Raw genomic sequence first — 26,555 nt, 5'->3', positions numbered from 1 at the left:
TTCACGTCAAGGATTCAACGTTCCACCTGAAGGAACATGACGTCAGGCAACAGCCTGCGCTCTCGCCGCCGGCCAGTAGCGGCAGGAGACGCCATGCCCTTCCGAGACCTCGTGCCATTCGGGCGTGCCGGCGCGACTGTGATCGACCCCGTGGACGCAGCCACCACCATTGCCTTCGAGGAAGCGCAGATCCGGCGGGACCCGCCTCAGACGCTCGCGCTGAAGGGCAGGATCGGGCACCGGCACGGCGTCGAGCAGCAATCGCGTATAGGGATGAGCCGGGCTGTCATACACTTGGCGCGCACTACCCATCTCGACGATGCGGCCACGGAACATCACGGCGACCCGATGCGCCATCTCCCTGACGATGGCGAGGTCGTGCGCGATGAAGAGATAGGACAGCCCCAGCTTCTCCTGCAGCGATTGCAGGAGCGCGACGATCTGCGCCTGCGTGCGCACGTCGAGTGCCGAGACCGGCTCGTCGCAGACGACGAAATCCGGATTGACCGCCAGCGCCCGCGCGATGACGACACGCTGCCGCTGCCCGCCGGAGAATTCGTGCGGATAGCGCCGCACCATCGCCGGATCGAGGTTCACCAGTTCCAGCAGCTCCGCGACCCGCGCGCGCATCTGGTTCGCCGGTACGCTGCGGTGGACCTGCAGGGGCTCGCTCAGGATCTGGCCGATGGTCATGCGCGGATGCAGGCTCGAATAGGGGTTCTGCAGGACGAACTGCATGTGCCGGCGCATCCGGCGCAGTTCGCCGGCGCGCATCGTGGTCAACTCCTGCCCGAGCAGCCTGACCGAGCCCCCGCTCGCCTTCTGGAGTTGCAGGATGGCGCGGCCTGCCGTCGTCTTGCCTGAGCCGGACTGGCCGACGAGACCGAGCGTCTGCCCCGGCGCGATATCGAAGGAGAGGCGCTCCACGGCGGTGACCGGCGCCGCGCCGCGCCGTCCCGGAAACTGCACAGAGAGGTCGCGGACTTGCAGCACGGGCTCGATCGAGAGCTCCCCAGTCAGGTCGCGAAGCCCGGGTGCCGCGGTCATCGGACCGCCCTCGCATCCTGCAGGCGCGGCACGGCATCGAGCAGAGCCCGGGTATAGGCGTGCTGCGGCGCTGCAAAGATCTCGTCCACCGGTCCGGCCTCGACGATCTCGCCGCGGTACATCACGTTGACGCGGTCGACCATGCCCGCAACGACCCCGAAATCATGGGTGATCAGCATGAGCGCCATGCCGCGCTCTTCCCTGAGGCGCAGCAAGAGCCGCAGGATCTGCGCCTGCACGGTGACGTCGAGCGCCGTGGTCGGCTCGTCGGCGATCAGCAAGTCCGGCTCGCAGGAGATCGCGATGGCGATCAGCACGCGCTGGCGCTGTCCGCCCGAGAACTGATGCGGAAAATCCTCGATGCGACCAGCCGGATCGGGAATGCCGACGAGATCGAGCAGTTCGACGCTGCGCTCGCGCGCTGCCTTGCCCGACAAGCCGAGATGGCGGCGCAGCATGTCGCCCATCTGCGCGCCGATGCTCATCACCGGGTTGAGCGAGGTCATAGGGTCCTGGAAGACCATGGCGATGCGCCGGCCGCGCAAATCGCGCATCTCCTCCTCGCCCAGCCCGAGAAGCTCCTGCCCCCAGAACGCGACCGAGCCGCCGAGCCCGATCGAGGCACCCTCGGGTGCCAGCCGCATCAGGGCCTTGGCGGTGACGCTCTTGCCGCAGCCAGATTCGCCGACGAAGCCGACCGCCTCGTCGGCGTTGATGTCGAAGGAGATGCCGCGCACGGCCTGTATGATCTCGCGCCGTGTCGTTACCGTCGCGGTCAGGTCGCGCACCCGGAGAAGCGGCCCTTTCATCGCACGCTCCCCACGTCGAGCACTTCACGCAGGCCGTTGGCGATGATGATGAAGGTCAGCGTCGCGAAGACGATCGCGGCGGCCGGGCCGATCACCGTCAGCGGCGCCAGCTCCATGAACTGCCGCGCTTCCGAGAGCATGCCGCCCCAGTTCGGATCGGGAGGCGGCGGGCCGAGCCCCAGGAAGGAGAGCGCCGTCACCGTGAAGATCGTCTGCGACAAGGTCAGGCTCGTCGCGACGAGGATGGGCGAGACCACGATGGGCAGGATATGGCGCAGCACCAGCCTTATCTCGCTCATGCCGACGCTGCGCGCCGCCTCGACATGGTCCCATTGCTTGACGCTGAGCACCGGCGCCCGCACCACCCGCGCCATCGCCGGCGTGTAGACGATGGCTATGGTCAGGATCAGGTTCGGCACCGTTGGCCCGAGTGCGGCGACGACAGCGATTGCCAGAAGCAGCACCGGAAAGGCGAAGACGACATCGAGCAGCCGCATGACGATCTCGTCGACGAACCCGCCGAGATAGCCGGCAGCGAGCCCCAGGATCAGCCCTGCCACCAGCGCGATGAACACCGCCGTCACCGTGATCAGCAGCGTCGTGCGGCCGCCGACGATCAGGCGGCTCAGGACGTCGCGCCCGATCGAATCCGTGCCGAGCCAGTGGGCGGCGCTCGCCGGAGCGAGCGAATCCGGCGAGGTCGCGGAGGGAGCATAGGGCGCGACCAGCGGCGCGAAGACGGTGACGATCAGCATCGCCCCCAGCATGGCCAGCCCCAGGCCGAGCAGCAGCCAGCCCTGTGTGATCCCGGCCGCCTTGCGTTCGCTCGGAGGGGCCGCCGCGGCAGCCGGCATGTTCTCCTGCACGGCGCCGCTCACATCTGCACCCGCGCATCGACCCGCGCATAGGCGATGTCGATCATGGTGTTGACCAGCACGACGATGCCGGCTGCGACCAGCACGATCGCCTGGATAACCGGGTAGTCGCGGCTGTTGATGGAATCGAAGAGGTACTGCCCCATGCCAGGAATGGCGAAGATGGTCTCGACCAGGATGCTGCCGCCGAGCAGCGCCGCGATCTTGAGGCCCGCGGCGGTGATCACAGGCGTCAGCGCGTTGCGCATCAGGTAATCGCGCAGGATCGCGCCGGGTCTCAGCCCCTTGGCGCGGGCGACCATGACGAAGTCCTGATTGGCGACCTCGAGCACGGCGGCGCGCGTGTTCTCGGCGATGGTCACCGAGACGGCGAGCGCCAGCGCGAAGGCAGGCAGCAGCATGCTGCAGAGATTGGCGAGCGGGTTTTCGAGAAAGGGCGTGTAGCCGAGCACCGTGATCTCGGGGAAGTAGAGGCCGAAGAGCAGCACGATCAGCGTCGCGACGACATAGTTCGGCACCGCCAGCATCAGCCCGTTCCAGAGCCGGACCAGCCAATCGACCGCGCCGCGCAGCCGCGCCGCGGCCAGCCCTGTGGCGATGCCCATCACGACGGCCATGATGGCGGCGATCAACGTGAGCTGGAAGGTAACGGCGAGCCGATCGAGCAGCTCGCCCAGCACCGGCCGGCGCGTCACGAAGGAAATGCCAAGATCGCCGGTGAGCGCAGCCCCGAGCCATGACAGATATTGCGTCATCAAGGGCTGCTCGAGCCCGAGATCGCGGCGGATCGTCGCCAGTACATCCGGCGCCACGCTCTGCGAACCGGCCGCCGCGATGGCAAAATCGCCCGGAATCGCGCGCATCAGCATGAAGGCGACGAAGGAGACGCCGAGCAGGATCGCCGCCATCCAGGCAAGGCGCCCGAGGACGAAACGCGTCATCGGCAGGCCTCCGCCGCGAGGCGGCAGGCGGAGCCTACTTCTTCAGCCATGTCGTGCGCACGAAGGAGCGGATGTTCGCCGCCAGCGGCACATAGCCCTGGACATAGTTCCACCAGATCTCCCAACGCAGCGGGTATTGGTAGACCTGGATGACATAAGCGTTGTCGGCGATGCGCCGCTGGATATCGAGATTCTTCGCTGCGCGCTTGCCCGTGTCGAGTTCGGCCCGCGCCTCGGCGATCATCTTGTCGAGGTCGGGATCGTTCGAGCCCATCGCCCTGCCGTAGCCGCTGGTCGAGGTGATGTACTGGAACACCCCGTCGGGATCGGGCGTCCAGGACAGCGCGACGGAAAGCAGAGTCGGCCAGTCGCCGCTCGCCCATTTGGCGAGGAGCGGCGCGGTCTCCATCGGCACCAGCTTCACGGTGATCCCGGCCGCCTGCCATTGCTGCTGCAGGATCTGGGCGCAGGCGACGTCGAGCGGATTGGCGGCGACGACGATATAGTCGCCGAGATCGATGCCACCGGGATAGCCGGCTTCGGCGAGAAGCGCCTTCGCAGCAGCCGGATCGTGCTTGTAGTACGGCAATTCGCCCGTACCGTCATAGCCGCCGACGTGGCTTTCCGGGATCATCGCCCCGACCTTGCCGGAGCCGCCGAGCACGGTGTCGAGGCAGGCCTTGCGGTCCGTTGCCAGGCTGAGCGCGCGCCGCACCTTCACGTCGTTCAGGGGCTTGGCCTTCATGTTCAGCCAGATCGGGAAGGTGCGCGATGTCTGCCCCGGCGCAGAGACGAAATTCGGCGAAGCGCGCGAGATGGCGGTCGCCACCTTCGGGTCCTTCACCCAGGTCATGTCAATGGCGCGGGAGCGCAGCGCTGAGGTCAGCGTCGCCTGGTCCTTGTAGAACTTGAACACCACCTTCGCGAGATGGGGCTCGCCCTTCTCGTAATAGTCGCCGAAGCGCGTCAGCGAGAATTGCTGGTTCGGCTGATAGGCCTCGAAAGCGAAGGGCCCGGTGCCGACCGGCTGGGTGACGAGGTTGTCTACCCCGGCCGGGACGATCGCGCCATTGGGGTTGCTGGCGAGATTGCTGAGGAAGGCCGCATCGGTCGCGTTGAGCTGAAACCTGACCGTCAAGGGATCTACGACCGTCACCGATTCGATGCTGGAATACAAAGCGCGCAGGCGGCTGCCTGTGGCCGGGTTCATGATCCGGTCGAAGGTGTGCTTCACGTCCTCGGCGCTGAAGCCCTTGCCGTTATGGAACTTCACTCCCTGCCTGAGCTTGAAGACGTAAGTCTTTGGATCTGGCTGCTGATAGCCCGTCGCCAGATCGGGCTCGACCTTCATCTGAGCGTTCCAGCGCAGCAGGCCGGTATAGAGCAGACTGGTGAAGTCGTAGGACGAGAAGGCGTTGACCGTGACCGGGTCGAGCCCGATCGGATCGGCATCGGCGCCGATCGTCAGCGTGCCGCCCGCGGCCGGGGTCTGGCCGTGCGCCAACGCGCTCCAGAAGGCGGGCGTGGCAAAGGCCGCGCCACCGGCCGTCAACAGCTGCAGCAGACTGCGTCGCGACGGCGCGTGCTCGCCTTCGCCATCGACCCCGAGGAATGACGGTGCGGTCACGAACGATCCTCCCACAATGACGCTTGCCGGCGCATCCGGCCCGATCCTTGCCTGCCGCTCCAAGGGGCGGGCGGCATCGTCGGGTTCCTGATCTCGATGCTTTGGCCGCCTTACCATTGGATTGGTGACGGCCTTCCCGCTCTCGAACGCAGGCTAGGAAGCGCCCGAATTCGCGTCAAGGATCACCGGTTTCATCAGAAGGAACAGTCCGCACGCTCCCTTCAGAAGAAGGTCCGGATGGCGCCGGTCACGCGCCAGTCGTCGTCGACCAGCATCAGCAGCGCCCATTTGTCGAAGGTCGTGCAGGGATGGCCGATGCCGAAGGCGACCATGTCGCCGACCTGCAGCGGGCTCTCCTCCGGCGTGCCGAGATGGCAGTGCTGGTCGTTGAGCGCCAGCACATTATGCCCGGCCGGCATCGGCTCCGGCCGCGCCATCGCCCCGCCCGGCCGGTACCAGCGCAAGGGCACCGGCATCCCGGAATCGAAGCTGATGTCGCGCTTGCCGACAGTGAGCAGGCTGCGCCCGCGCTCCGGCCGCGACTGGACATAGGCCCAGACCTCCAAAGCCGGCTCAAGTCCGCCCGGCGGCAGTTTCAGGCTGGTCTCCAGCGTGATCCGCCGGAACGCCGCAGAATAGACGGTGGAGTCATGGGTCAGATAACAGCCCGAGCGCAGCACCTTGACGATCGGCCGGCTGAACGAAGCCGCATTGAACGCCTCGCCGACCCGGTCGAACAGCGAGGTCCCGCCGGCCGAGAGCACTATCGGTTCCGGCCCCAAGAGCCCCTCGCCCTCGGCAGCCGTCGCAACCGCGACCACTTCGCCGAGCAGCCTGTCGGCATTGGCGGTGTCGCTGTGCAGGCCCTCGACACATTCGAAGCCGGCGAGCCGCAAGCCCGGCGCGCCTGCGACGGCGCGCGCCACGGCCAGTGCCTCCTCACGGGTCCGCGCGCCGGTGCGCCCGCCCATGAAACCGATCTCGACGAAGATGCGCAGGGGGTTGGCGTCCGCATGCTCCTTCGCGGCCTCGGCGAGCAACCCGACCCCGGCGACGCTGTCGGCGAGGCAGTAAAGTTCGAAGCCAGGTTCCCGCAGCGCGACGAAACAGGCCGCGATCTCTTGCGGGCCGACCGGCTGGTTGGCGAGGATGACGCGTTTCACGCCGAAATGCCGGGCAACGGCAAGCTGCTGCATCGTCGCCACGGTGATCGCCCAGGCACCGTCGGCGATCTGCAGGTCGAAGAGCTGCGGCGCCATCGTCGTCTTGCCATGCGGCGCGATCAGCAAATCGTTGGCGCCGGCGAAAGCGCTCATCCAGGCGCTATTGGCCTGCAGGACGCTCTCGCGGATCACCGCGAGCGGCATCGGCATGTCGCCGCCGAGAACGCTCCAGCTATCGCCAAGCCGCAGCTTCGCGCCCGGCGGCAGTCCCTTCATCAGATCGTCGAGGTGCTGGTCCCCGATTTCGCCCAACGACAGGCGCGGCAGGGCGGCGGCAGAAGCGGTTACAGCCATGGGTTCGGATCCAGCGGAGAGAAGGGGCGCCTGACCTTGGTATAGGGGATCTTGCTCGCATCCGGCGGATAAGGCCCGCCGCTGTCGAGATAGAGCACGCTCGCTGCGATCGGCGCGAAGGCGGCGTGGAAGTGGTTCGAGGACTTCACCACGACCAGCTTCTTGGCGGCAAGATCGACGCCGAGATCGGTGAAGACGGGCGGGCTGAAGGTCTGCGCCCGTGTCGAGGCGAGCACGATGTCGAGCAGGCCGACCCGGATCGCGGCGGCCGGGCCGAGCGAGACCCAGCTCTGCGCGAACGGGATCAGCAGGTCTTCGGTCGTCCCGATGACCTGGACCGTCGCATCGATCGGCTTGCCGGAGGACGGCGCCGCCTTTCCGGCGAACCGCAACGGGATTTCGGTCCCGACGCCGGCGGCTCTGCAGAGGCCGACCGCGACGGGGTCCCATAGCGCCCCTATCGCGGCGGGCACGTCCGGGTGCCGCAGCAGCGCCTCGACCATCACCGAGGAATCGCCGGCCACGCCGCCGCCCGGATTGTCCCAGCGATCGGCCAGGACCACGGGTTTTCCCGGCTGCGCCAGTTCGAGCGCCGCCGCGATGCCCTCCTCCGGCTTGTAGTGCTTCGGCGAGGCGCCGTTCCCCCAGCGCAGGATTTCGAGACCGAGTTCCCTGGCGAGCGCCGCCGCCTTCGCTTCGTCGCCATCGGTAATGACCAGCACCTTCGTCCCGACATCGGCGACGTCCGCGGCCTGAAAACCATGCGCGACCGAAATCGACAGGATGCCGTCCCTCCCTTCCAGCGCCATGATCCGGTCGACGAAGCTGCGGCCGGGCTCCCGGCTGGTCATGAAGGCGGCGAGCCCGCGGCAGTCGAACACTGCGCTGGCGGGCCTGACCTGCTTGCGCGCCGTCCGGAGGCAGAGTTCCAGCAGGTCCTCGGCCCGCGCGAGAAAGTCCGTGTGCGGGAACTCCTTGAAGGCGACGATGATGTCGGCACCCTCGACCATCTGCGCGGTGAGATGGCAATGCATGTCGAGCTCGGCTCCGACCACGCAATCCGGCCCGGCGAGCGCCCTCACCCGCGCGATCAGGTCACCCTCGCAATCGTCATAGCCGCGCGCCCCCATCGCGCCGTGCAGGCCGAGCAGGACGATGTCGACCGGCAGTGCCGCCACGAGCTGCCCGAGGATTTCGTCGCGCAGGCTTTCATAGCCCTCCTGCGAGACAAGCCCAGCCGGCTCGGCCCAGGTCGCGGTTCCCTCGATCAGCTCGTAGCCTTCGCTGGCGGCGCGACGCCGCGCCGCGACGATCGGCGCCGAGCACAGGGTCGGCGTTTCCGGGTGGGTTCCCGGTGGGCAATAAAAGGCTCCCTCGAAGGCGCTGCGATCGACGAAGAGCGGCGCGAAGGTGTTGGTTTCCGTCGCCAGCGACGCAGTGAAGACGCGCATCTGCCTCTAGTCCCGATCTGCGCCGGCATCGCTCTCTCCGGCGCGCCGGCCGGCACCATGAAACGGGGAGTTGGCGCAACCTGTCAAAGCACTCGCGTTCCTTGGAGCGGAACAATGCCAGCTTGATTCGGAACAGCGCAGCGGCCGAGATGAGGAGGCTTCAGGGAGCCTCGCAGAACATGCCGCAGCCTCGCCGGATCCTGCTGGGGTCCCTCTTCCACGAGACGCATAGCTTCGTCGACGAGGTTACCGGGCTGGCCGATTTCACCATCCGCACCGGCGAGGAACTGTTGCGCCGGCGCGGCGACGGCTCGACGGTCGACGGCTTCCTCGAAGTGGCCGAAGCCGAGGGGTGGCAGGTCGTGCCGACGGTTGACTACACGGCGCTGCCGGCCGGAACCGTCGATCACGCCGTCTTCGAGCGCTTCCTGTCGGAATTCGATGCCGGGCTGAAGGCAGCGCTCAGCTCCGGAGGCCTCGATGGCATCTGGCTCGCGCTGCACGGTGCTATGGTCACGACCGCCTGCCCCGATCCCGAAGGCGCGCTGCTCGCCCGTATCCGCTCCGTGCCGGACTGCGAGACCCTGCCGGTCTTCGGCGTCTTCGACCTGCATGCCAATTTCACCGCGGCGATGGCACAGCATGCCAACGCCCTCGTCGCCTACCGCGAGAACCCACATACGGACGCTCGCGAATCCGCCGTGCGTTCGGCCCGTCTGCTGGCGCAGGCCCTGAAGGAGGGCGTCCTGCCGCGCATGCTCTCCTGCAACGCGCCCGTGATGTGGCCTCCGACCGGCACCGGAACCGCCGACCGGCCCATGCGCGACCTGGAGGCGCTGGCCCGGCTGATCGAGCAGCAGAACCCGGCGATCCTGGTCGCCAATGTCATCGGCGGCTATTCCTTCTCCGATGTGGCCGAGGCCGGCGTCGCCTTCTCAGTCGCCTTCACCGGCTCGGAAGCGGAAGCGCGGGACGCTCTCGCCCAACTGACCGAGACGGCCGTCGCCTTGCGCGATCACGGCCTGCCGGCGGAATGGGACATCGACGACGCGGTCGCGGAGATCCTGCGGTCTCCGGGCGGCCCGTATCTCGTGGTCGAGCCGGCCGACAATATCGGCGGCGGCGCGCCGGGAGACGGCACCTCGGTGCTGCGGGCCTTCCTGCGCCACCGTGTCGAGAATTGCGCGGTCGCCATCGCCGATCCGGCGGCCGTCGCGACCATGACCGGCGCGAAACCCGGAGAAACCCGCAAGCTCTCGATCGGCGGCAAGGGCAGCGCCGTTGCCGAAGGGCCGGTCGAGATCGAGGCCCGCTTCGTCAGCGCCAGCGACGGGGAATTCGCGCTGGAGGACCTGAATAGCCACCTCGCCGCCTCGCAGGGCTCGCGCTTCAGCATGGGGCTGAGCGTGGTGGTCGAGGCCCGCGGCGTCACCATCCTGCTGACCAGCCGCAAGACCCCGCCTTTCGACCTCGGCCAGTTCCGCTCGCAGGGCATCCATCCCGAGATGCTGAAGGCGATCGGCGTCAAGGCGGCGGTGGCGCATCGGCGAGCCTACGACAAGATCGCCAAGGGCAGCTTCACGGTGACGACGCCCGGCCCCTGCACCAGCAAGATCGCCGGGTTGCCCTATACGCGTTTGCGCGGGCCGGTCTTTCCGATCCACGCTGACGCGCCGCATCGATAGTGCGGACGGCAGCTGCGCCTGGGAAGCGTGGCCGCGAATATCCTGTTTCCTCTCACGAAACAGGCGCATCTTGCTTGGGGAGGGCGGCGCGTCGTCTGCTTGCCGCTGCGCCGGCCATCGAGCGGTTTTCAGCAAAAGGCGGAGGGGAAGCCATGTTTCAGAATCTCATCAAGATCGCCGCAGGGCTCGGAGTCGCCGCCTGCGTGCTCCTGCCCGCCACCGGTGCCTCGGCACAGGGCAAGCTCAAGGAGGTGCTGAGCCGCGGCAAGCTCGTCGTGGGCACGGGCAGCACCAACCCGCCCTGGCATTTCCGCAACGAGAAGGGCGAGCTGGTCGGCTTCGACATCGAGATCGCCAAGATCATCGCACAGGGCCTGTTCGACGATCCCAACAAGATCGAGTTCGTCAATCAGGCATCGGACGCTCGCATCCCGAACATCGCCACCGGCAAGGTCGATATCGCCTGCCAGTTCGTGACCGTGACCGCCGCGCGCGCCCAGCAGGTCGCCTTCACGGTGCCGTACTATCGCGAGGGCGTCAGCCTGATGATGGTCGCCGGCGGCCCCTTTGCCGATTATGCGGCGCTGAAGGCGGCCGGCAGCAAGGTCACGATCTCCGTGCTGCAGAATGTGTTCGCAGAGAAGATGGTCAGGGATGCATTGCCCGACGCCAAGGTCGACCAGTTCGAGAGCGTCGACCTGATGTACCAGGCGCTGAACTCGGGCCGCGCCCAGGCTGCGGCGACGGATTCCTCTTCGCTGCGGTACTATATGAAGCAGAACCCCAACCGCTATGTGGATTCCGGTTACAGCTGGAACCCGCAGACCTATTCCTGCATCGTGAAGCAGGGCGATCCGGACTGGCTCAACTTCGTCAACGTGGCGCTCCGCGAGTCGATGACCGGTACGACTTTCCCGATCTACAAGGCGGCCTATGAGCGCTGGTTCGGCGAGACGCCGCCCGAGCCCAAGATCGGCTTCCCGCAGGAGTTCCGCTGAGCCCCAGGTCGCTGCTCCGTGGAGTATTCGCTGCATTTCGGCGCCGTCTGGGCGAGCTTCGACAGGCTTCTGTCGGGGCTCGCCCTCGGTCTGGCGTTGGCCGTCGTCGCCGTGGCGATCGGCACCGTTCTCGGGCTGCTGTCGGCCTTTGCCAGCGTCGCGCCTTATCGGGCGTTGCGCAGCGTCTCCGCCCTGTATGTCGCGCTGATCCGCAACCTGCCGCTGCTCGTGCTGGTGCTGCTCGCCTATTTCGCCCTGCCCCAGGCCGGCATCACGCTCGACAAATACCAGAGCTTTGCGGGCGCGCTCGCGCTCTATTCCGGCGCTTATCTCACCGAAGTGTTCCGGGCCGGGCTGATCTCGGTGGCGAAGGGCGTGATCGAGGCCGCGCGTTCCATCGGCCTGACACGGCTGCAGACCAATGTCTCGGTAGTCGCGCCGATCATGCTGCGCAACGTCCTGCCATCGCTCGGCAACACCTTCATCGGCATGTTCAAGGACAGCTCCATCGCCGCCGCCATCGCCGTGCCGGAACTGACCTTCGAAGCCCGCAAGATCAATGTCGACACCTTCCGCGTGATCGAGACCTGGACCGTCGCGAGCGGGCTCTACATCGCAGCCTGCGTGGTCATCGCCATGCTGCTGCGCGGCCTCGAACGCCGCTTCCCCAAGTTCTGAGCGCGCCATGCAGCTTTTCCTCGATCAGCTCTGGATAGCCCGCTGGCCGCTCTGGGACGGTTTTCTCCTCACCGTCGCGATAGCGGCCGCCTCGATCCTGTTCGGCACGCTGCTGGGCGGGCTCGTCGGCATCCAGCTCTCCTATGCACCCTGGTGGCTGCGGCTGCCGTTCCGGCTCTATGTCGACATCATGCGCGGCACCCCCGTGCTCGTGCTGATCCTCGCCGCGTTCTACATTCCCTCCGTGGCAGGCCTCAGCCTCGGCCCGACGCAGGCCGGCATTCTCGCTCTGTCGCTGTTCGCGGGCGCGCATATCGGCGAGTTGCTGCGCGGCTCGCTGCAGGCCATCCCGCCCGGGCAGGCTGAAGCCGGGCGCAGCATCGGACTGACCTTCCCGCAGCTCCTCGCCTATGTGCTCCTGCCGCAGGCGGCCCGCAGCGCGCTGCCCCCCTGGATCAATACCGGCGTCGAGCTGATCAAGGGCTCGAGCCTGCTGTCGATGATCGGCGTCGGCGAACTCCTGCTCAAGACGCAGGAGATCATCGGCCGCAACTTCATGACCATCCAGTTCTATCTCTTCGCCGGCATCCTCTATCTGGCGATCAACATCCTGCTGGATCAGATCGGCAAGATCGTCGAAAGACGCGTGGGGCAGCATTGATGGACGACAATCGGCAGCCCCTTCTCGCGATCCGTGGCCTGACGAAGCGGTTCGGCCCCGTCGAAGTGCTCAAGGGGGTCGACCTCGACCTCAACCAGCGCGAGGTGGTCTCGATCATCGGCTCCAGCGGCTCGGGCAAGACCACGTTGCTGCGCTGCGTCAACCTGCTGGAGGAATATCAGGGCGGCGACATCGTGCTCGACGGCGAGACGATCGGCTATCGCTCGGCGAATGAGCGCCGCCATCGGCTGGGCGACCGCGAGCTTTCGCGCCAGCGCTCGATGACCGGCATGGTCTTCCAGAGCTTCAACCTGTTCCCGCATCTGACGGCGGCCGGCAACATCATGCTGGGCCTGCGCAAGGTGCAGAAGCGTCCCAGGGCCGAGGCACGCGCCATCGCGGAGACGTGGCTCGCCCGCGTCGGTCTCGCGGCGCGGGCCGATCACCATCCGAGCCAGCTCTCCGGCGGCCAGCAGCAGCGCGTCGCCATCGCCCGCGCGCTCGCGATGAACCCCAAGCTCGTGCTGCTCGACGAGGTGACCTCGGCGCTCGACCCGGAACTGGTGCAGGAAGTGCTGAACACCGTGAAGAGCATCGCAGACGACGGAGCGACGCTGCTGATCGTGACGCATGAGATGCGCTTCGCCCGTGACGTCTCCAGCCGCGTCGTCTTCATGGAACAGGGGCGGATCGTCGAGGACGGCCCGCCCGCGGATATCTTCGGCAATCCCCGGAGCACCCGGCTGGCGGAATTTCTGCGCAATACTCGGAACTGACGGTCGAACGCACCCGGATCACATCCGGTCCAAGACGACCCGGCCGACGATCGAGCACACTGACCCGTTCGGAACATGCTCCTCATCGCAAAAATGGCCGCAGGAGTGCGCCATTCAAGCGCTATTACAGCGACTCGGAGACGATGAATCCACAGGTCGAGCTAGAACGGAAAGAGACGAACGGAAAACCGTAAAGAGAGCGATAGAGGGCAAGTTTTCAAGGGCTTAGCATTCCCTTGGCTGCCGACTAACTGGCATTGTGTAAACAACAGCGGCTCCTTGCACTTTTTGCGATCAGTTTTTTAGATTTCGGCCCTGCCGGGAATCGACGCTGGAGACCTCCAAAGCCTTCCCTCTCACTCTTCAGTCGCTCGTTTCATAGGCAGGTGGCCGATTTCATAGTGAGCCGCGGCGAGATCGTTGAACACCTGTACGAAGAGCTCGGAGCGCTCTTTGCCGAGCGGCTCAAGATGCCGCCTCTGCGTGAACGGCTTCTTCAATCGCCCAAAGCGAGATTAACCCCTCATCAGAGGGAAATAGACAGCGTACCGTGCGAGCTGCGGCGATGCGGCAACGCCACCTTTCGCGCGCCCGCACCTGGCGGAAGTGCAATATCTGCGGATCCACAACCGGCTACAGTTGATTACACGGCGCGTCAGCTGAAGAGCTGAGGCATAGTGTTGCGGCGCTCTCACCGCTTTCCTTGTCGGCGGGACGAGGCCGAGCGGATCAAACTTGGCTAGACCCGAGAGATTCTCCAGCTAGCCCGTTGCGGACGTCGGCAAGGTCCGCTTTCCGCCTGTTCTGCTTGTGCTATCAGCTCGGCCTTTCTTGGCCATTCTGAAAAAGCGTTCTCTTCCGGAGCGCTCAGGTCAATCACAGTGAGATGACCGTCGGCCCTGGGCCCAGCGCATCGTAGGAGGTACCGGCGCCTTAGGCAGAGCAGTTCCTCGGGTCAATTTGGGCAACACTCATCCTACCGCCGATCCACGCAAGGATGCCGTTTCATATGGCGTGCGATCTTTTGAACGTCCTGAGCCACAAGGAGAAGATACGTAATACCGCGGCCTCAGCTTACGGCCGCGCACATCACTGTTAGGCGGAGAACGGTAGACAATCTTGGATTTGATTCGCTGTGGCTCCAAAATCGACGACGAGGATCGCCGTCCAAGTCTCCTCGATAAATGGATTTAGGCTCTTCGCGTGGCGCGACGCCGTTTTCAAGCTTTTAAAATTCAATAACTGCCATGTCGAGTATGCGAGACAATTCTATTCAATTACAATGAATTAGAAGCAGAAGGGGGGCCCGCCGGCCGTCATAAAGCTGGGGAGCGGTTCAAATTGCTCTAGCCCCGGATTGTCGATCGGATCACACTCCTTGCGAGTGCACCCAATACGCGACGATGTGCTGACAACCGATGCGAGCGAGCGCCCTGGAGGACGCATCCGCTGTGCCTGGCCTTTCCGGTGAAACGGACATGAATTCTCAACCACCGTAAGATCGTGAGCTCAGCCATGAACGTGACGTTCGAAGAAGGTTTGGCGGTCCTTGAGGCTTTAGCCAGCAGTAATTGCCCCAGCACTGTCAGTCAGTTAAGCTCTCAAACTCACTTCGACGAGGACACCGTCCAGAATACGCTGAAGATTCTTGAAATGTCGCGATACGTCTCGATATCGCGACATTCTTCTCGCGTAGCGCTGTCACCCAAACTGTGGAGCTTGGGGTTTTGCCTCAAGGACGCAGCTGATCTGAAACGTGTTTCGGAACGACATCTTTCAAAGCTGGTGATGGAAACGCGCGAGTCCGCATGCGTGGCGGTGATCGCTGATCTAGAAGTCGTTATCGCGGCCTGCATTAACGCGCCAGGACCAACTGTGACTGAATTTGAGGTTGGCAGCAAAGTACCAGTTCAGAATTGCGCTGCCGGAATGGCGATCCTGGCATTTCAATCTCCACAAGTTATCAGTGAAGTGGAGGCTAGGACTGTTGGCGAGGCACGGGGGCAATTCGATGCTGAATCGTTCCGGAGCGAACTTGAGATGATTCACGCGCGAGGATTCGCTGTTAATTTCGACGAAACGGGAAAAATGAGGTGCGAAATCGCCGCGCCGATTCGATACAGCGGTGGAGTTGTCGAGGCTGCGATCGGTATATCGGGCCCATCAAACTGGGTAGAATCGGAATCTATTTCGGAACTGGCCGAGAATATCCTCGAAGCAGCCAAGCAGATTTCATGCGAACTCAACCGGTTAAACGCTGGGACAGCGTTCAACTCTTGAAAGTGCCGCCGGTTTTTCGGAGACAGCGTTGGGTCAGGAAATGATCGGTTCTCGCACTCGGGCTATGCCGGCGAACGCCTCCCACCGGCTCGGATCCCTTAGCTATATCGCTGCCGCGCTTTGAATTGGGTTCAAGGAAGCAGCTCCGTTATCGAACGAAGCGGTAAAGCTATGGCACTGACCGGAACTTCGGGAACGACCGAAACTCACGTCCGAAGGCGCCGAGTCTATCATATCGGCGGCTACGACCCGGCGCCCCCGTCGGCAGTGTTCGAGCGCTTCACCAGGGAGCTGCGACGCTTCGAACGCGCGTGGGGAACACATGCATCAACGACCGAACTCGAAGTAAGCGGAGATCTCGCCTCGTGGCAGGTTTCCGCGTCGGGCTTGAACTGGCGTACCGAAATCGAGATGCGTCTCGTCAGGTGGGACGATGTGATCGTCGGCGCAGGCGTGCAACCAACATGGCGCCGTCTAGTGCCCGCAGTTATCGCATTCTGCGATTTTCTGGTTGCAGGGGCGTTCACGGCATATCTCCGATCCAGTTGGCGATATGCACTGTTTTTCCTCTATCCGATTTTGATTTTGGCGCTGGCCGGCTCTGTCTCTGCAGCGGCGGCGGCATTCACTCTGAACTCCACCGGAAGCTACTTCGCAGCAATCCTGACTTTATTGATTTCGTTATACGCTACATTATACGCAGCTGACAGATTGCTATATCTTAACATTCTGATTGAGGATTGGATATTCTCACATAGATACATACGAAAAGGGGATAGTATTCTCAGCGACCGCTTACAGCGTATCGCGGAGGAAATCGCGCGCAATGCCCCAGCCGATCAGGCCGACGAGGTTCTTATCATAGGGCACAGCCTGGGCGCCGTTCTTGCCATCGACCTCATCGATCGGGCGATGAAAATTCAACTCGATCAATCGGGCAACCCCCGCAGGCTAGCCTTCTTTTCCGTCGGAGCTTCAACCCTCAAAATCGGGCTCCATCGCGCGGCATCTGGATTTCGTGCTGCAATCGGGCGGGTAAGCTCCAATCTTGACGTGCTTTGGGTAGATTACAGGGCTCGCTCCGACGTAATGAATTTTTTCGGCGCAGAGATGCTACGAGACCTGAAACTTCGCCCGGCCAGCTCTCCGCTTGTTCGGAATGTCAGCATAAGACGGATGATAGCACCGGGACGCTATCCGCGGATTCGGAAGAACTGGTACAAGATGCACTGTCAATTTGTGAGAGGTAACGATCGACGGGCTCCCTACGATTACTTTATGACAGCCTGCGGACCGCTTCCGGCAGAGTGCATTGCGCAATCGGAGCGAGGCGCTATGGATTATTTCGATACTGAGGGTCAATTGATCGATTCGGGTGACTTTGCCTGCGATCTCAAAGGCGGGACGGCAAGGAAATGACCCTTTCGATAGCGAAAGCGATCTACCTCTTTCTCGCGATTGGCTGGTACATCGTTCGGATTCCTCATGAGCGGCGCTCTCGTCGGACACCGATTTCCCGTTCCGCGCGAGGGGGTAAGGAGCGAATTTTGCTCTGCATTTCCTTTACCGGCCTCGGGATTTTGCCTTTCGCCTATGTAGCCTTTGGGTTTCCGCGTTTTGCAACGTACGCGTTCCAACCCTCATTAGCTTGGGCGGGAGCAGCTGCGTCAGCAGCGGCTTTGCTGCTTTTTTATCTCACTCACCGCTCCTTGGGGAGAAACTGGTCCGTCTCTCTAGACGTTCGAGAGAGCCACAAGTTAGTTACCGATGGCGTTTATACTTACGTACGCCATCCGATGTATTCAGCTTTTTGGCTATGGGCGATTGCGCAGGCCCTCCTTTTACCCAACTGGATTGCCGGCCCCGCCGGCCTGGTCGGGTTTGGTACGCTTTATTTATTTCGCGTGAGCGAGGAAGAAAAATTGATGAATGAAGCATTCGGGCACGAGTACGCAGATTACATAAAGCGAACCGGCCGCATCATCCCACGCGCGAACCGCCCGCGCGCGCCACGCTGACGAAATGACAGAAGGATGGCAAAATTGACGCCGAGTTGCCGCACCACCTGTGTCATTTGGCAACCTTAATTCGTCGTAAGACCGCCAATCGATCTTTTGCCAGTTGAAATTGCGAATAGCATCTGAGATCGTTAGCGTGTGCCACACGACGATTTGATGCTAAATTGTTCGGCACCGTGTTGCGCAATTGCACTAGAATAAAAATTGCGCAGGGCTGAGAGTGGGCTTGTTAACTGAGGGCGAACCGATGAAAACAATCGTAGTGTTGGCCGTATCTGTTGCACTGATCAGCGTTGGCGGATGCGCCTCTATCGGTAAGGGGAAGGGTAAAGCCCCCCCGCCGGTCGCTGCCCCTATCGTAACTAAGGGCTAGCTTCGCTAATAATGAAAGCGGCCGAGTAATCGGCCGCTTTCTCCATGGAATAGCAATACGCAATTTTGCGTGCGGAGATTCCGCAGCTAGGTGTTTGCCTGATCGGGAGGTCTGCGATGTGGTTTGGCAAAAAACCCTCGGCTCGCTCTTGGATCCTGGCGTTCGGCCTGTCGAGCGCTTTACTCGTATCCGGCCACGATGGAGCGGGCGCGCGCGATCGCGGCAGTTACCACGATATCGGCCAAACCTCCCCGTCGGCGGCAACGGCTTCGGCACCTGCGTCGCCACAGTTGTCGCGCGAGAAAGCGCTATATTTCGTCGAGTTTCGTTCCCGGTACGCTCTAAGCTATGGCCACACGTTCTTGGTCCATGGGCGCCTTAACGCGAGAGGCGAAGTGGGCTCTGTAACGGCAGATCAAGTCGCCGGCCTTCATCCCGCAGGCGAGGGACCGCAACTCTGGTCGGTAGGACACGTCGTTCCGGTGCCGGCAGAAACGGGTCCGAGCGATGGTGATTTGGAAGACCAGTACATTTCCAATAGATTCCGCGTCGTACTGGATGAAGCGCAATATCGGAGAGTTTCAGCCTACATCAAGCGCAAACAAAGGACTGCCACGATGTGGCATGCTGTCCTATATAATTGCAATCGCTGGGTGGGTGAGGTTGCTACATTCATGGGAATGAAGGCCCCGGATAATACGCTTCTATATCCTGCAGAGTATATATCTAGCCTTCGTTCTCTCAACAGTCGTAAGTTTATCGAGCCACAGTTTTCGGCTCATCGCTATCGGTAAATCAAGCTGGCCGCCGGCTGCTCCTGCTTGATTCGCGACGGCATTGGCGATTCTACGGCCGACAGCCTTTCCTTCGATGTTGGCAAAATAGCCCGGCCGCAACCGGTTTGCCGTCCTATCGCAGCACAATAACCGGTGTCCCAACCGGAACTCGCTTGAAAAGATCGATTATATCGTCGTTTAGCATGCGAAAGCATCCATACGATGCGAAAGTTCCGACGGAATCGGGTCTATTCGTTCCATGAATAGCATATTGCCCTCCCCCTGACAGGGTCATCGCCCGGGCGCCCATGGGATTTCGTGGAGATCCTCCAGCAATCACGTCAGGGATGCTTGGGTTGTCACGCTTTATTTCATCGGGCGGAGACCAGGCCGGCTCGACATACTTCCCTTCAATTCTAACAGCGCCTATCCATTGCTTCGTCGACCTGCCAACTGCCACGCGATATTGGATGGCCGTGCCGTCGTCCAAAACCAGATACAATCTCCTGTCTTTTGTCCTGATAACAATCGAGCCTGGCTCCTCATTGCCGGCATAGGAAACGACCTCTCGCGCGCTGACGACTGGTGATGCCAGGATTGCCGCCAGGAGCGTCGACAAGAAAATCCGCTGCTTCCGCATACTACTCACCCTGACCGATCGAACTCACTTGCGCACTCGAACTGCCAAGTGCAGCTCTATTGTCCTCGATTTCGCTTAGCATACTGGAGCGGCTGTTAACATTCCGGACGCAAGTCCTGCTGGACCATTCTCATCAGCCGAATTGCGTTTGAAGTGCGTGAGCCGAGATCAATACAGCATCATGGCCCAGCGGTCCCAGCGAAAAAGAGTGAGATGGGCGACGGTGCTCCGGGAAGAAGAAGCCTATTTCGGAGAATGCCGCGTTCTCCGCATTCAGGACCGCTATTCGAAATGTGCGATTGGCATCCGGGGAACAGCAAGGGTTACCGCCAGCCCTCAGCCCCTTGAGCTCGCAAGAATATTGCCGTCCAGCGCATGATACTCATCTGCGCGGAAGAACTGCGTAGCTTTCGCCCCATAGACCAGCAGCGAGCGCTGCTTCAACTCGGCAAGGGGCCTCGCGAAGGCCTGGAGGGAGAACGCGAATAGAGCCAGCAAGGCTATGTCACGCGTACTCCGCGGCGGCCAGGAACCGCGGCGCGCGGCCTAACGAGCAGCTTTTTATCTCAGCGACGGCTGCTTGCAACCCGGCTCTGATGCGCACTGGAAAGGAATTGCATGAAAGCCGTAGGGATCTCAATGAAGCCGACAGCTTCCTGGCGGATGTCGAAATCCGCGATAGCCTCGATCAGCATCTCGAATTCCCACTCCCCGTCAGAGCCACTTGAGGACGAGATCAGCTGTGCAGCTCGCAGCACAGCAGCCTTCCGCTGTTCATAAGACGAGATCATCACGGCGTGGGCATTCGGCATGACACCACCTCATCGCTACGCAACTCACGTCTGCTATGCTAACGAATCAACCGCTGGAATACGAGTCGCCCATGACGGACTGCTCGCTATCCGGCCCCGAACGCCTGAAATGAAGTAAGCTGACGCCCCTCGCTCAAAGACGTGGGCCTTCGCAGCGCGCCGGTTCTGCCCATTGGCGCGCTGCCCGAAAGCGGGGCCAGCTAGGCACCGAGCGAGGTCTATCGCCCTGTGGCGAGCAAAAGTTTGGCCTCGGAACGATGTCCATTGGCGAGGCAGTCAGACATTCTCGATAGACTGACGCGATCCGCTTTCTGGAAGGGCAAGTTCCGAGTGCGTGCTCGATTCTGCTCGCAATCGTGCCGGCCCGAAGGAGGCTCTCCCAATGGGATGCCCCGTTTCCGTCAGCCGCGTGCCCGAGCAGATTGCGCCAAGCTCGCCAGCAGTGCATGCGTTTCCCGATCGGCCCGAGGGCGGAAAGATAATCCGGATCGTCGATGAGGGCGTCTTCCGCCCGTACGATGCAGCGACGATACTGACGAGGCGGCTGGTATCCAACGGCGCATGAAAGGCAGCTTCGTTTAGATACAGCTGCCTAACCGCTGCGATGATTGCTGCGGCAATGGCGAGGTCCGCTTCGATGCATTCCTAGGTGTCGGCAACACGGATTTCGATGGCATGGCGGTCGAACCGTGGAAGAAGAAAAGCTGGACTCCCAATTCCTCTTCCAAGTGTTGCATATGGCGTGTGAGGGCGGGTTGGGCGATCTCAGCGCTTCGGAAATTTTGCGGAAGCTCCCGAGTTCGGCGATGCGGGTGAAACAGTCGAGTTGTCTCTGATTCACGCCGCCCCCGGCTGGCACGCGTCCGTATCGGCCGCCTCCCAGCCATCCGAGACGATCGTCTATAGCCAAGGCGCCGCGAAGGGCGGTCACGCCGTCCATATCTGGCTATTCGAGGTCGAGCGGACATGATTGACGAGGAATTCGTTGAACACCCGGATCTTGGCAGGCAGGTGGTCGCGGTTCTGATAAGCGATGTTCATCGTCAGCATCGGGAGCTGCCAGTCGAGCAGCACAGGCACCAGGCGCCTTGCCGCGATGTCCTCCTGCACGATGTAGAGCGGCTGGATGAGGATACCGAGGCCGGCGATGGCCGCCTGGCGGATCACCTGCCCGTCATTGCAGTCGAGGGCTGCGCTGATTCGGACGACCCGCTCCGTATCCCCCCTGGTCAGGCGTAGCGAAAACGGATCGGCGGCGAGGTTGTAAACCAGCATCTCGTGCTGAGCGAGGTCGGCGGGCGCCTTGGGCCAGCCGCGTTCTTGCAGATAGGCCGGGGAAGCCGCCAGCACGCGCCGCATCCGTCCCAGCCGACGCACGATGATGTTCGTATCGGGTTCATGCAGCCGCGTGCGGATGGCGACGTCGATCCCGGCCTCGATGAAATCGAGATAGCGGTTGGCGACGGCGATATGGATGCTGAGCTTGGGATAGAGCGAGCGGAAGGCCGGCAGCATCGGCGCCAGATAGATCGTCGCGAAAGAGAGCGAGCTGGTGACCCGCAGCACTCCCTGTGGCGCAAGCGTATGGGCGTTTACGGCGTCTTCGGCCTCGGCGAATTCACCAAGCAGTGCGCTGCTGCGCTGATAGAAGGCTTGGCCTGCCTCCGTCAGCCAAAGACGCCGCGTATTGCGTTCGACAAGCCGGGCGGCGAGACGCTCCTCCAAGGCGGCCAGGTGCCGGCTGGCGGCCGCGTTCGACATGCCGAGCGCTTCCGCCGCCCGTGAAAGGCTGCGCATCTCCGCCGTCTTTACGAAAACCTCGATCTGCGTGAGCCGATCCATATTTCCGCTTTCCGTAAAAGAGACTTCCTGGAAGTCGTCTTTATTTCCGCGTTCCGCAAGCCTTAATTGGTTGCAACAAGAACGACCCTGGGTCGAGGAAACACTCATGTCCGGTCCGATCCGCCACATCGTAATGTGGCGCTTGCGCGGTGACACTCCGCAGGAGCGCGCCGCGGCGCGCGCCAAGGTGAAGTTCGCCTTCGAGGGACTCCGGGGTCTGATCGACGGCCTCAGCCACATCGAGATCGGCGTCGACTTCAGCGATGTCGACTATGCCTGCGATGTCGTGCTGGTCAGCGAATTCACCGATCGCGCCGCGCTGGAAGCCTATGCCACCCATCCCGAGCACCTGCGGGTGCGGCAGGAACTTGCCGATCTGAGGATCGCGCGCTTCCAGGTCGACTATCACGCCGGCGAGGAGCCGCCTGCCCTCGCCGGGAGCCAGCCGCACCGTCGCCGCGAAGTCGTTGCCGGCGAATGAGTTGGCAAGACCCACCGCAATCCTGATCCACAAGGAGAGGCCGATGATCGAGACCTTCACTTATGAGGCTCTCCCTTCGCGGGTCCGCTTCGGGCGTGGCACGATCAGCGACGTCGCGGCGGAAGTCGAGCGGCTTGGCCGGCGGGCTCTGGTGCTGACGACGCCGCAGCAGGTCGGCGCGGGCCAGCGCCTCGGCGCTCTGCTCGGCCCAGCCCTCGCCGGCTATTTCACAGAGGCAACCATGCACACGCCGGTCGAGGTGACCGAGCGGGCGCTCGTCACCCTGCGCGAAACCGGGGCCGATTGCGTCGTGGCGCTGGGTGGCGGCTCCACCACCGGCCTCGGCAAGGCTCTGGCACTGCGCACCGGAGTGGCGCAGGTCGTCATCCCGACGACCTATGCGGGTTCTGAAATGACGCCGATCCTCGGCCAGACGGAAGCCGGCCGGAAGACGACGATCCGCTCGCTCGATGTGCTGCCGGAAACGGTGATCTACGACGTCGATCTGACGGTCAGCCTGCCGCCGCTGCTCTCGGCAACCTCGGGCATCAACGCCATGGCCCACGCGGTCGAGGCGCTCTATGCGAGGGATCGCAATCCGATCATCTCCCTGATGGCGGAGGACGGCATCCGCGCGCTGTCCTCCGCCCTGCCGATCCTCGTCCATGAGCCGGGGAACCTGGAGGCGCGCACCAACGCACTCTACGGGGCTTGGCTCTGCGGCTGCTGCCTTGGCGCGGTCGGGATGGCGCTGCATCATAAGCTCTGCCACACGCTCGGCGGCAGCTTCGACCTGCCCCATGCCGAGACGCATACGGTCATCCTGCCGCATGCCGTCGCCTACAATGCCGCGGCCGCGCCGGAGGCGATGGCCGCGATCTGCCGGGCGCTCGGCGCACCCGACGCGGCGCAGGGCCTGTTCGATCTGGTGCGCGCGCTCGGCGTGCCGCTCTCGCTGGCCGAACTCGGCATGCCGGAAAGTGGCATCGAGACAGCGGCGGATATCGCGGTCGAGAACCCCTACTGGAATCCGCGCCCGATCACGCGCGACGGCATCCGCGACCTGCTCGCCAATGCCTACGCCGGCGAGCGGCCACGCGCCGCTATCGTCGAAGACGAGGCGGCTTGAGCCATGGCTCGCCGCATCCTCCTCTCGGGCGCCACCATCCTGTCGATGGATCCGGCCGTGGGCGACCTGCCTCGCGGCGACATCCTTATCGCGGACGGCAAGATCGCCGCCATCGCGCCGCGCATCGAGGCCGGGGATGCCGAGCGTCTCGACGTGGCCGGGCGGATCGCCGTGCCGGGCTTCGTCAACGCCCATATGCATAGCTGGCAGACGGGCCTGCGCGGGCTCGCGGCCGACTGGACGCTGCTCGAATATTTCCGCTGGGTCCATGCCGGTCTCGCCACGCTGTTCAGGCCGGAGGACATCGGCATCGCGACCCTGATGGGCGCGCTCGGCCAGATCGATGCCGGCACCACGACGCTGGTCGACTGGTGCCACAACAATCCCACGCCCGAACATACCGATGCCGCCGTCGAGGCGCTGGCCGAGAGCGGCATCCGCGCCGCCTTCTTCCACGGCTCGCCCAAGCCCGATCCGAACCCCGGCGAACCGCATTTCTCCGAGGTGCCGCATCCGCGCGCCGAAATCGAGCGCCTGCGGCGCGGCCGCTTCGCCAGCGATGACGGCTTGCTGACGCTCGGCCTCGCCATCCTCGGCCCCCACTATGCGACGCTGGAGGTAGCCCGCGCCGACTTCCGCCTCGCGCGCGAATTCGGCCTCGTCGCCTCGATGCATCAGGGCGGCGGCGAAGCCAAGACGCCAGGCGGATGGGAAAAGCTGATCGCCGAGGAACTGGTTGGGCCGGGCATCAACATCGTGCATGGCAATGACCTCTCCGACGAGCTGTTCGGGCAACTGGTCGATCTCGGCGCCTCCTTCTCGGTCACGCCCGAGAACGAGATGACGCAGGGCCATGGCTTCCCGATCACCGGCCGGCTCCTCGCACGCGGCGTCGCACCATCGCTCGGCGTCGATCTCGAATCCGTTCTCGCCGGCGACATGATGGGCGTCGCCCGCATCGCGCTCGGCATGCAGCGTGCGCTCGACAACGCCGAAAGCCGCCGCCGGACCAGCGCCATTCCGCCGACCTCGACAATTCGCGTGCGGCAGGCGCTCTCCTGGATCACCATCGAGGGCGCGAAGATGCTGGGCCTCGATCACCGCATCGGCTCGCTTGCGCCCGGCAAGCAAGCCGACATCACCCTGATCGACGCACGGGCGCTGCATCTACAGCCGGTGCACGATCCCGCCGCCACCGTCATCATGCAGGCTGGGCGCGGCGACATCGAAGCCGTGTTGATCGCAGGACGTTTTGCGAAACGGGACGGCCGGCTGCTAGCCGATGGACTGAACGAGAAGCTCGAACGCCTTGCTGCTTCCGGCACAAGAATCGTCGAGGAGCTTCGCCGCTCGCAGCGAGCAGCTTGAGGACAACAGAATGATGGACACACAAACCATCGGCTGGATCGGGCTCGGTAAGATGGGGCTGCCCATCGCCACCCGCCTCGCGGCAGCCGGGCATGCCGTCGCAGGCTTTGATCGCGACCAGCAGCGCATCGCCGAGGCCTCGCGTGGCGGCGTCACGCCTGCCACGACGCTTGCCGACGCAGCCGGACGCGACATCGTCTTCACCTCACTGCCGGACGACAAGGTGCTCGCCGCCGTCACTCTCTCAGGCGGGCTCTTCGATGCCATGCGCAAGGGCGCGATCCTGGTTGAAACCTCGACCGTCAGTCCCGCTATCTCGGCCGAGGTCGCGCTGGCAGCCGCGCAGCGCGGCATCGCCTATCTGCGTGCGCCGGTCTCCGGTAACGCCGCTATCGCCCATACCGGCAATCTGACCTGCTTCGTATCGGGACCGCGCGCGGCTTTCGACGCCTTCTTGCCGATCGCGCAGGACTTCACTCGCGCCCAGAAATATCTCGGCGAGGCTGAGGAGGCACGCTTCGCCAAGCTCGCCGTCAACCTGATGATCGCGGTCTCTGCCGCGATGATGGGTGAGAGCATCGTGCTTGCCCGCAAGGGCAATCTCGCGTGGCAGGATATTCTCGACGTGCTGACCAACAGCGCGGTCGGCTCGCCGATGGTGCATTACAAGGCCAAGAGCCTGGAGACGCGCGATTTCGCCCCGACCTTCTCATGCCGGCAGATGGCCAAGGATCTCGACCTGATCATCGGCGCGGGCCATGCCGCCGAGATGGCGCTGCCCCTGGCGACACTAACGCGCGAAACTTACGGCGCCCTGATCGGACGCGGCGAGGGCGAGGCCGATTTCATCTCGACCGTGCGCCTTGCCGAATGGCTCGCCGGGCTTCGCGAGCCCGGTCTCGACACCAACGCAGGGAGGCTCGGATGAGGAACTTCGACCAGAACAGTATCACCCAGGCGGTACTGGAGCGCGTCGCCGGCGCGCCGGATGCCCGCACCAAGCAGATCAGCGAAGCACTCGTCCGCCACCTGCACGATTTCATTCGCGAGGTCCGCCCAACGCAGGAGGAATGGGCCAAGGGCATCGCCTTCCTGACCGATACCGGCCAGTGTGCACCGGCACGCGGCAGGAGTTCATCCTGCTCTCCGACACGCTCGGCGTTTCCATGCTGGTCGACGCGATCAATCACGACCATCAAGGCGCCGTCACCGAGAGCACCGTGCTCGGCCCCTTCTATGTCGAGGGCCCGCCGGAAGCGGCGCTAGGCAGCGACATCTCCGGCGAGCTGCCGGGTGAGCCGATGTATGTCTCCGGCACTGTCGCCGCGGCGGATGGCAGCCCGCTCGCGGGAGCGATCGTCGATGTCTGGCATTCCGACGAGACGACGCGGTCGATCTCGTCGCCCGGGCGCGCTTCCGCACCGATGTCCAGGGCCGCTTCCACTTCTGGTCGATAAAGCCCGCCGCCTATCCGATCCCGCATGACGGCCCGGTCGGCAAGATGCTGGAGGCGCAAGGCCGCCATCCCTGGCGGCCGGCGCATGTCCATTTCATGATCGCGGCGCCGGGCCACGAGAAGCTCGTCACCCATGTCTTCGTCTCCGGCGACCAGTATCTCGATTCCGATGCCGTCTTCGGTGTGAAGGATTCGCTGATCAGCGAATTCACCGAGCAGCCGGCGGGCACCGCTCCGGACGGCCGGGCACTCGACCGACCGTGGTGCCGCCTGACCTACGACTTCCAGCTCAACCCCGCATTCTAGGCAGCCGCC

23 protein-coding genes and 1 pseudogene are annotated in these 26,555 nt (G+C 63.6%); 14 read left to right on the top strand and 10 right to left on the bottom strand.

From position 1 onward, the window contains the following. Positions 1 to 42: 42 nt before the first annotated feature. The 7 genes from NWE53_RS05175 to NWE53_RS05145 all read right to left on the bottom strand — a co-directional run bounded on the left by NWE53_RS05175 (position 43) and on the right by NWE53_RS05145 (position 8,267). Positions 43 to 1,047 carry an ABC transporter ATP-binding protein gene (locus tag NWE53_RS05175; protein ID WP_265053301.1) on the bottom strand — a complete coding sequence of 335 codons (1,005 nt, stop codon included), beginning with the start codon at positions 1,045 to 1,047 and terminating at the stop codon, positions 43 to 45. Continuing rightward, entirely contained in the window at positions 1,044 to 1,856 is an 813-nt protein-coding gene (locus NWE53_RS05170; protein ID WP_265053300.1) for an ABC transporter ATP-binding protein, read from the bottom strand. Before NWE53_RS05170 ends, NWE53_RS05175 begins: the two co-directional genes overlap by 4 nt. Further along, positions 1,853 to 2,734 carry an ABC transporter permease gene (locus NWE53_RS05165; protein WP_265053299.1) on the bottom strand — a complete coding sequence of 294 codons (882 nt, stop codon included), beginning with the start codon at positions 2,732 to 2,734 and terminating at the stop codon, positions 1,853 to 1,855. Before NWE53_RS05165 ends, NWE53_RS05170 begins: the two co-directional genes overlap by 4 nt. Continuing rightward, positions 2,731 to 3,672: an ABC transporter permease gene (locus NWE53_RS05160; protein ID WP_265053298.1), complete on the bottom strand. Its 942-nt coding sequence runs from the start codon at positions 3,670 to 3,672 to the stop codon at positions 2,731 to 2,733. The genes NWE53_RS05165 and NWE53_RS05160 overlap by 4 nt, the downstream gene beginning before the upstream one ends. A gap of 34 nt (positions 3,673 to 3,706) precedes the next feature. Then, positions 3,707 to 5,299 (bottom strand): ABC transporter substrate-binding protein, encoded by a 1,593-nt coding sequence (locus NWE53_RS05155; protein WP_265053297.1) that lies wholly within the window; start codon positions 5,297 to 5,299, stop codon positions 3,707 to 3,709. A 221-nt stretch (positions 5,300 to 5,520) separates the two neighbouring features. Further along, the gene (locus NWE53_RS05150) at positions 5,521 to 6,816 is read right to left on the bottom strand and encodes an alanine racemase (RefSeq protein ID WP_265053296.1); all 1,296 of its coding nucleotides are present in this window, start codon (positions 6,814 to 6,816) and stop codon (positions 5,521 to 5,523) included. After that, complete coding sequence (locus NWE53_RS05145; protein WP_265053295.1) at positions 6,807 to 8,267, bottom strand: M81 family metallopeptidase; 1,461 nt, start codon at positions 8,265 to 8,267, stop codon at positions 6,807 to 6,809. Before NWE53_RS05145 ends, NWE53_RS05150 begins: the two co-directional genes overlap by 10 nt. 179 nt (positions 8,268 to 8,446) lie before the next feature. On the opposite strand from NWE53_RS05145, the gene NWE53_RS05140 reads away from it, so the two are divergent. The 9 genes from NWE53_RS05140 to NWE53_RS29825 all read left to right on the top strand — a co-directional run bounded on the left by NWE53_RS05140 (position 8,447) and on the right by NWE53_RS29825 (position 17,736). Next, complete coding sequence (locus NWE53_RS05140) at positions 8,447 to 9,952, top strand: M81 family metallopeptidase (RefSeq protein WP_265053294.1); 1,506 nt, start codon at positions 8,447 to 8,449, stop codon at positions 9,950 to 9,952. Between the two features lie 152 nt (positions 9,953 to 10,104). Next, positions 10,105 to 10,950 carry a transporter substrate-binding domain-containing protein gene (locus NWE53_RS05135; RefSeq protein ID WP_265053293.1) on the top strand — a complete coding sequence of 282 codons (846 nt, stop codon included), beginning with the start codon at positions 10,105 to 10,107 and terminating at the stop codon, positions 10,948 to 10,950. A gap of 18 nt (positions 10,951 to 10,968) precedes the next feature. Further along, positions 10,969 to 11,628: an amino acid ABC transporter permease gene (locus tag NWE53_RS05130; protein WP_265053292.1), complete on the top strand. Its 660-nt coding sequence runs from the start codon at positions 10,969 to 10,971 to the stop codon at positions 11,626 to 11,628. Between the two features lie 7 nt (positions 11,629 to 11,635). Next, a complete protein-coding gene (locus NWE53_RS05125) occupies positions 11,636 to 12,289 on the top strand; it encodes an amino acid ABC transporter permease (RefSeq protein ID WP_265053291.1) in 654 nt (217 codons plus the stop codon). Continuing rightward, on the top strand, positions 12,289 to 13,065 hold the full coding sequence (locus NWE53_RS05120) for an amino acid ABC transporter ATP-binding protein (RefSeq protein ID WP_265053290.1): 777 nt from the start codon (positions 12,289 to 12,291) through the stop codon (positions 13,063 to 13,065). The genes NWE53_RS05125 and NWE53_RS05120 overlap by 1 nt, the downstream gene beginning before the upstream one ends. Positions 13,066 to 14,580: 1,515 nt before the next feature. After that, positions 14,581 to 15,345 carry an IclR family transcriptional regulator gene (locus NWE53_RS05115; protein ID WP_265053289.1) on the top strand — a complete coding sequence of 255 codons (765 nt, stop codon included), beginning with the start codon at positions 14,581 to 14,583 and terminating at the stop codon, positions 15,343 to 15,345. Between the two features lie 171 nt (positions 15,346 to 15,516). After that, on the top strand, positions 15,517 to 16,764 hold the full coding sequence (locus NWE53_RS05110; protein ID WP_265053288.1) for a hypothetical protein: 1,248 nt from the start codon (positions 15,517 to 15,519) through the stop codon (positions 16,762 to 16,764). Beyond that, positions 16,761 to 17,363 carry a protein-S-isoprenylcysteine O-methyltransferase gene (locus NWE53_RS05105; RefSeq protein ID WP_265053287.1) on the top strand — a complete coding sequence of 201 codons (603 nt, stop codon included), beginning with the start codon at positions 16,761 to 16,763 and terminating at the stop codon, positions 17,361 to 17,363. The genes NWE53_RS05110 and NWE53_RS05105 overlap by 4 nt, the downstream gene beginning before the upstream one ends. Before the next feature lie 247 nt (positions 17,364 to 17,610). Beyond that, complete coding sequence (locus NWE53_RS29825) at positions 17,611 to 17,736, top strand: ABC transporter (protein WP_320109552.1); 126 nt, start codon at positions 17,611 to 17,613, stop codon at positions 17,734 to 17,736. A gap of 909 nt (positions 17,737 to 18,645) precedes the next feature. Here the strand turns inward: NWE53_RS29825 and NWE53_RS05100 are convergent. The 3 genes from NWE53_RS05100 to NWE53_RS05090 all read right to left on the bottom strand — a co-directional run bounded on the left by NWE53_RS05100 (position 18,646) and on the right by NWE53_RS05090 (position 21,806). Then, complete coding sequence (locus tag NWE53_RS05100; RefSeq protein WP_265053286.1) at positions 18,646 to 19,152, bottom strand: L,D-transpeptidase; 507 nt, start codon at positions 19,150 to 19,152, stop codon at positions 18,646 to 18,648. A 566-nt stretch (positions 19,153 to 19,718) separates the two neighbouring features. Beyond that, complete coding sequence (locus NWE53_RS05095) at positions 19,719 to 19,964, bottom strand: hypothetical protein (RefSeq protein ID WP_265053285.1); 246 nt, start codon at positions 19,962 to 19,964, stop codon at positions 19,719 to 19,721. 927 nt (positions 19,965 to 20,891) lie between these two features. Next, positions 20,892 to 21,806 (bottom strand): LysR family transcriptional regulator, encoded by a 915-nt coding sequence (locus tag NWE53_RS05090; RefSeq protein ID WP_320109578.1) that lies wholly within the window; start codon positions 21,804 to 21,806, stop codon positions 20,892 to 20,894. A 106-nt stretch (positions 21,807 to 21,912) separates the two neighbouring features. On the opposite strand from NWE53_RS05090, the gene NWE53_RS05085 reads away from it, so the two are divergent. From NWE53_RS05085 to NWE53_RS05065, 5 genes and pseudogenes are all read left to right on the top strand, one after another. Further along, the gene (locus tag NWE53_RS05085) at positions 21,913 to 22,287 is read left to right on the top strand and encodes a Dabb family protein (RefSeq protein ID WP_265053283.1); all 375 of its coding nucleotides are present in this window, start codon (positions 21,913 to 21,915) and stop codon (positions 22,285 to 22,287) included. Between the two features lie 43 nt (positions 22,288 to 22,330). Beyond that, complete coding sequence (locus tag NWE53_RS05080; RefSeq protein WP_265053282.1) at positions 22,331 to 23,416, top strand: maleylacetate reductase; 1,086 nt, start codon at positions 22,331 to 22,333, stop codon at positions 23,414 to 23,416. A gap of 3 nt (positions 23,417 to 23,419) precedes the next feature. Then, positions 23,420 to 24,784: an amidohydrolase family protein gene (locus NWE53_RS05075; RefSeq protein WP_265053281.1), complete on the top strand. Its 1,365-nt coding sequence runs from the start codon at positions 23,420 to 23,422 to the stop codon at positions 24,782 to 24,784. 10 nt (positions 24,785 to 24,794) lie between these two features. After that, positions 24,795 to 25,712 carry an NAD(P)-dependent oxidoreductase gene (locus NWE53_RS05070; protein ID WP_265053280.1) on the top strand — a complete coding sequence of 306 codons (918 nt, stop codon included), beginning with the start codon at positions 24,795 to 24,797 and terminating at the stop codon, positions 25,710 to 25,712. After that, positions 25,709 to 26,546 (top strand): annotated as a pseudogene (locus tag NWE53_RS05065) (intradiol ring-cleavage dioxygenase). The gene NWE53_RS05070 and the pseudogene NWE53_RS05065 overlap by 4 nt, the downstream one beginning before the upstream one ends. Positions 26,547 to 26,555: the final 9 nt, after the last annotated feature.

Source organism: Bosea sp. NBC_00550 (assembly GCF_026020075.1).
Classification (GTDB): domain Bacteria; phylum Pseudomonadota; class Alphaproteobacteria; order Rhizobiales; family Beijerinckiaceae; genus Allobosea.
The sequence above is the reverse complement of the archived record's forward strand: the minus strand, read 5'-3'. Positions and strand labels throughout refer to the sequence as shown.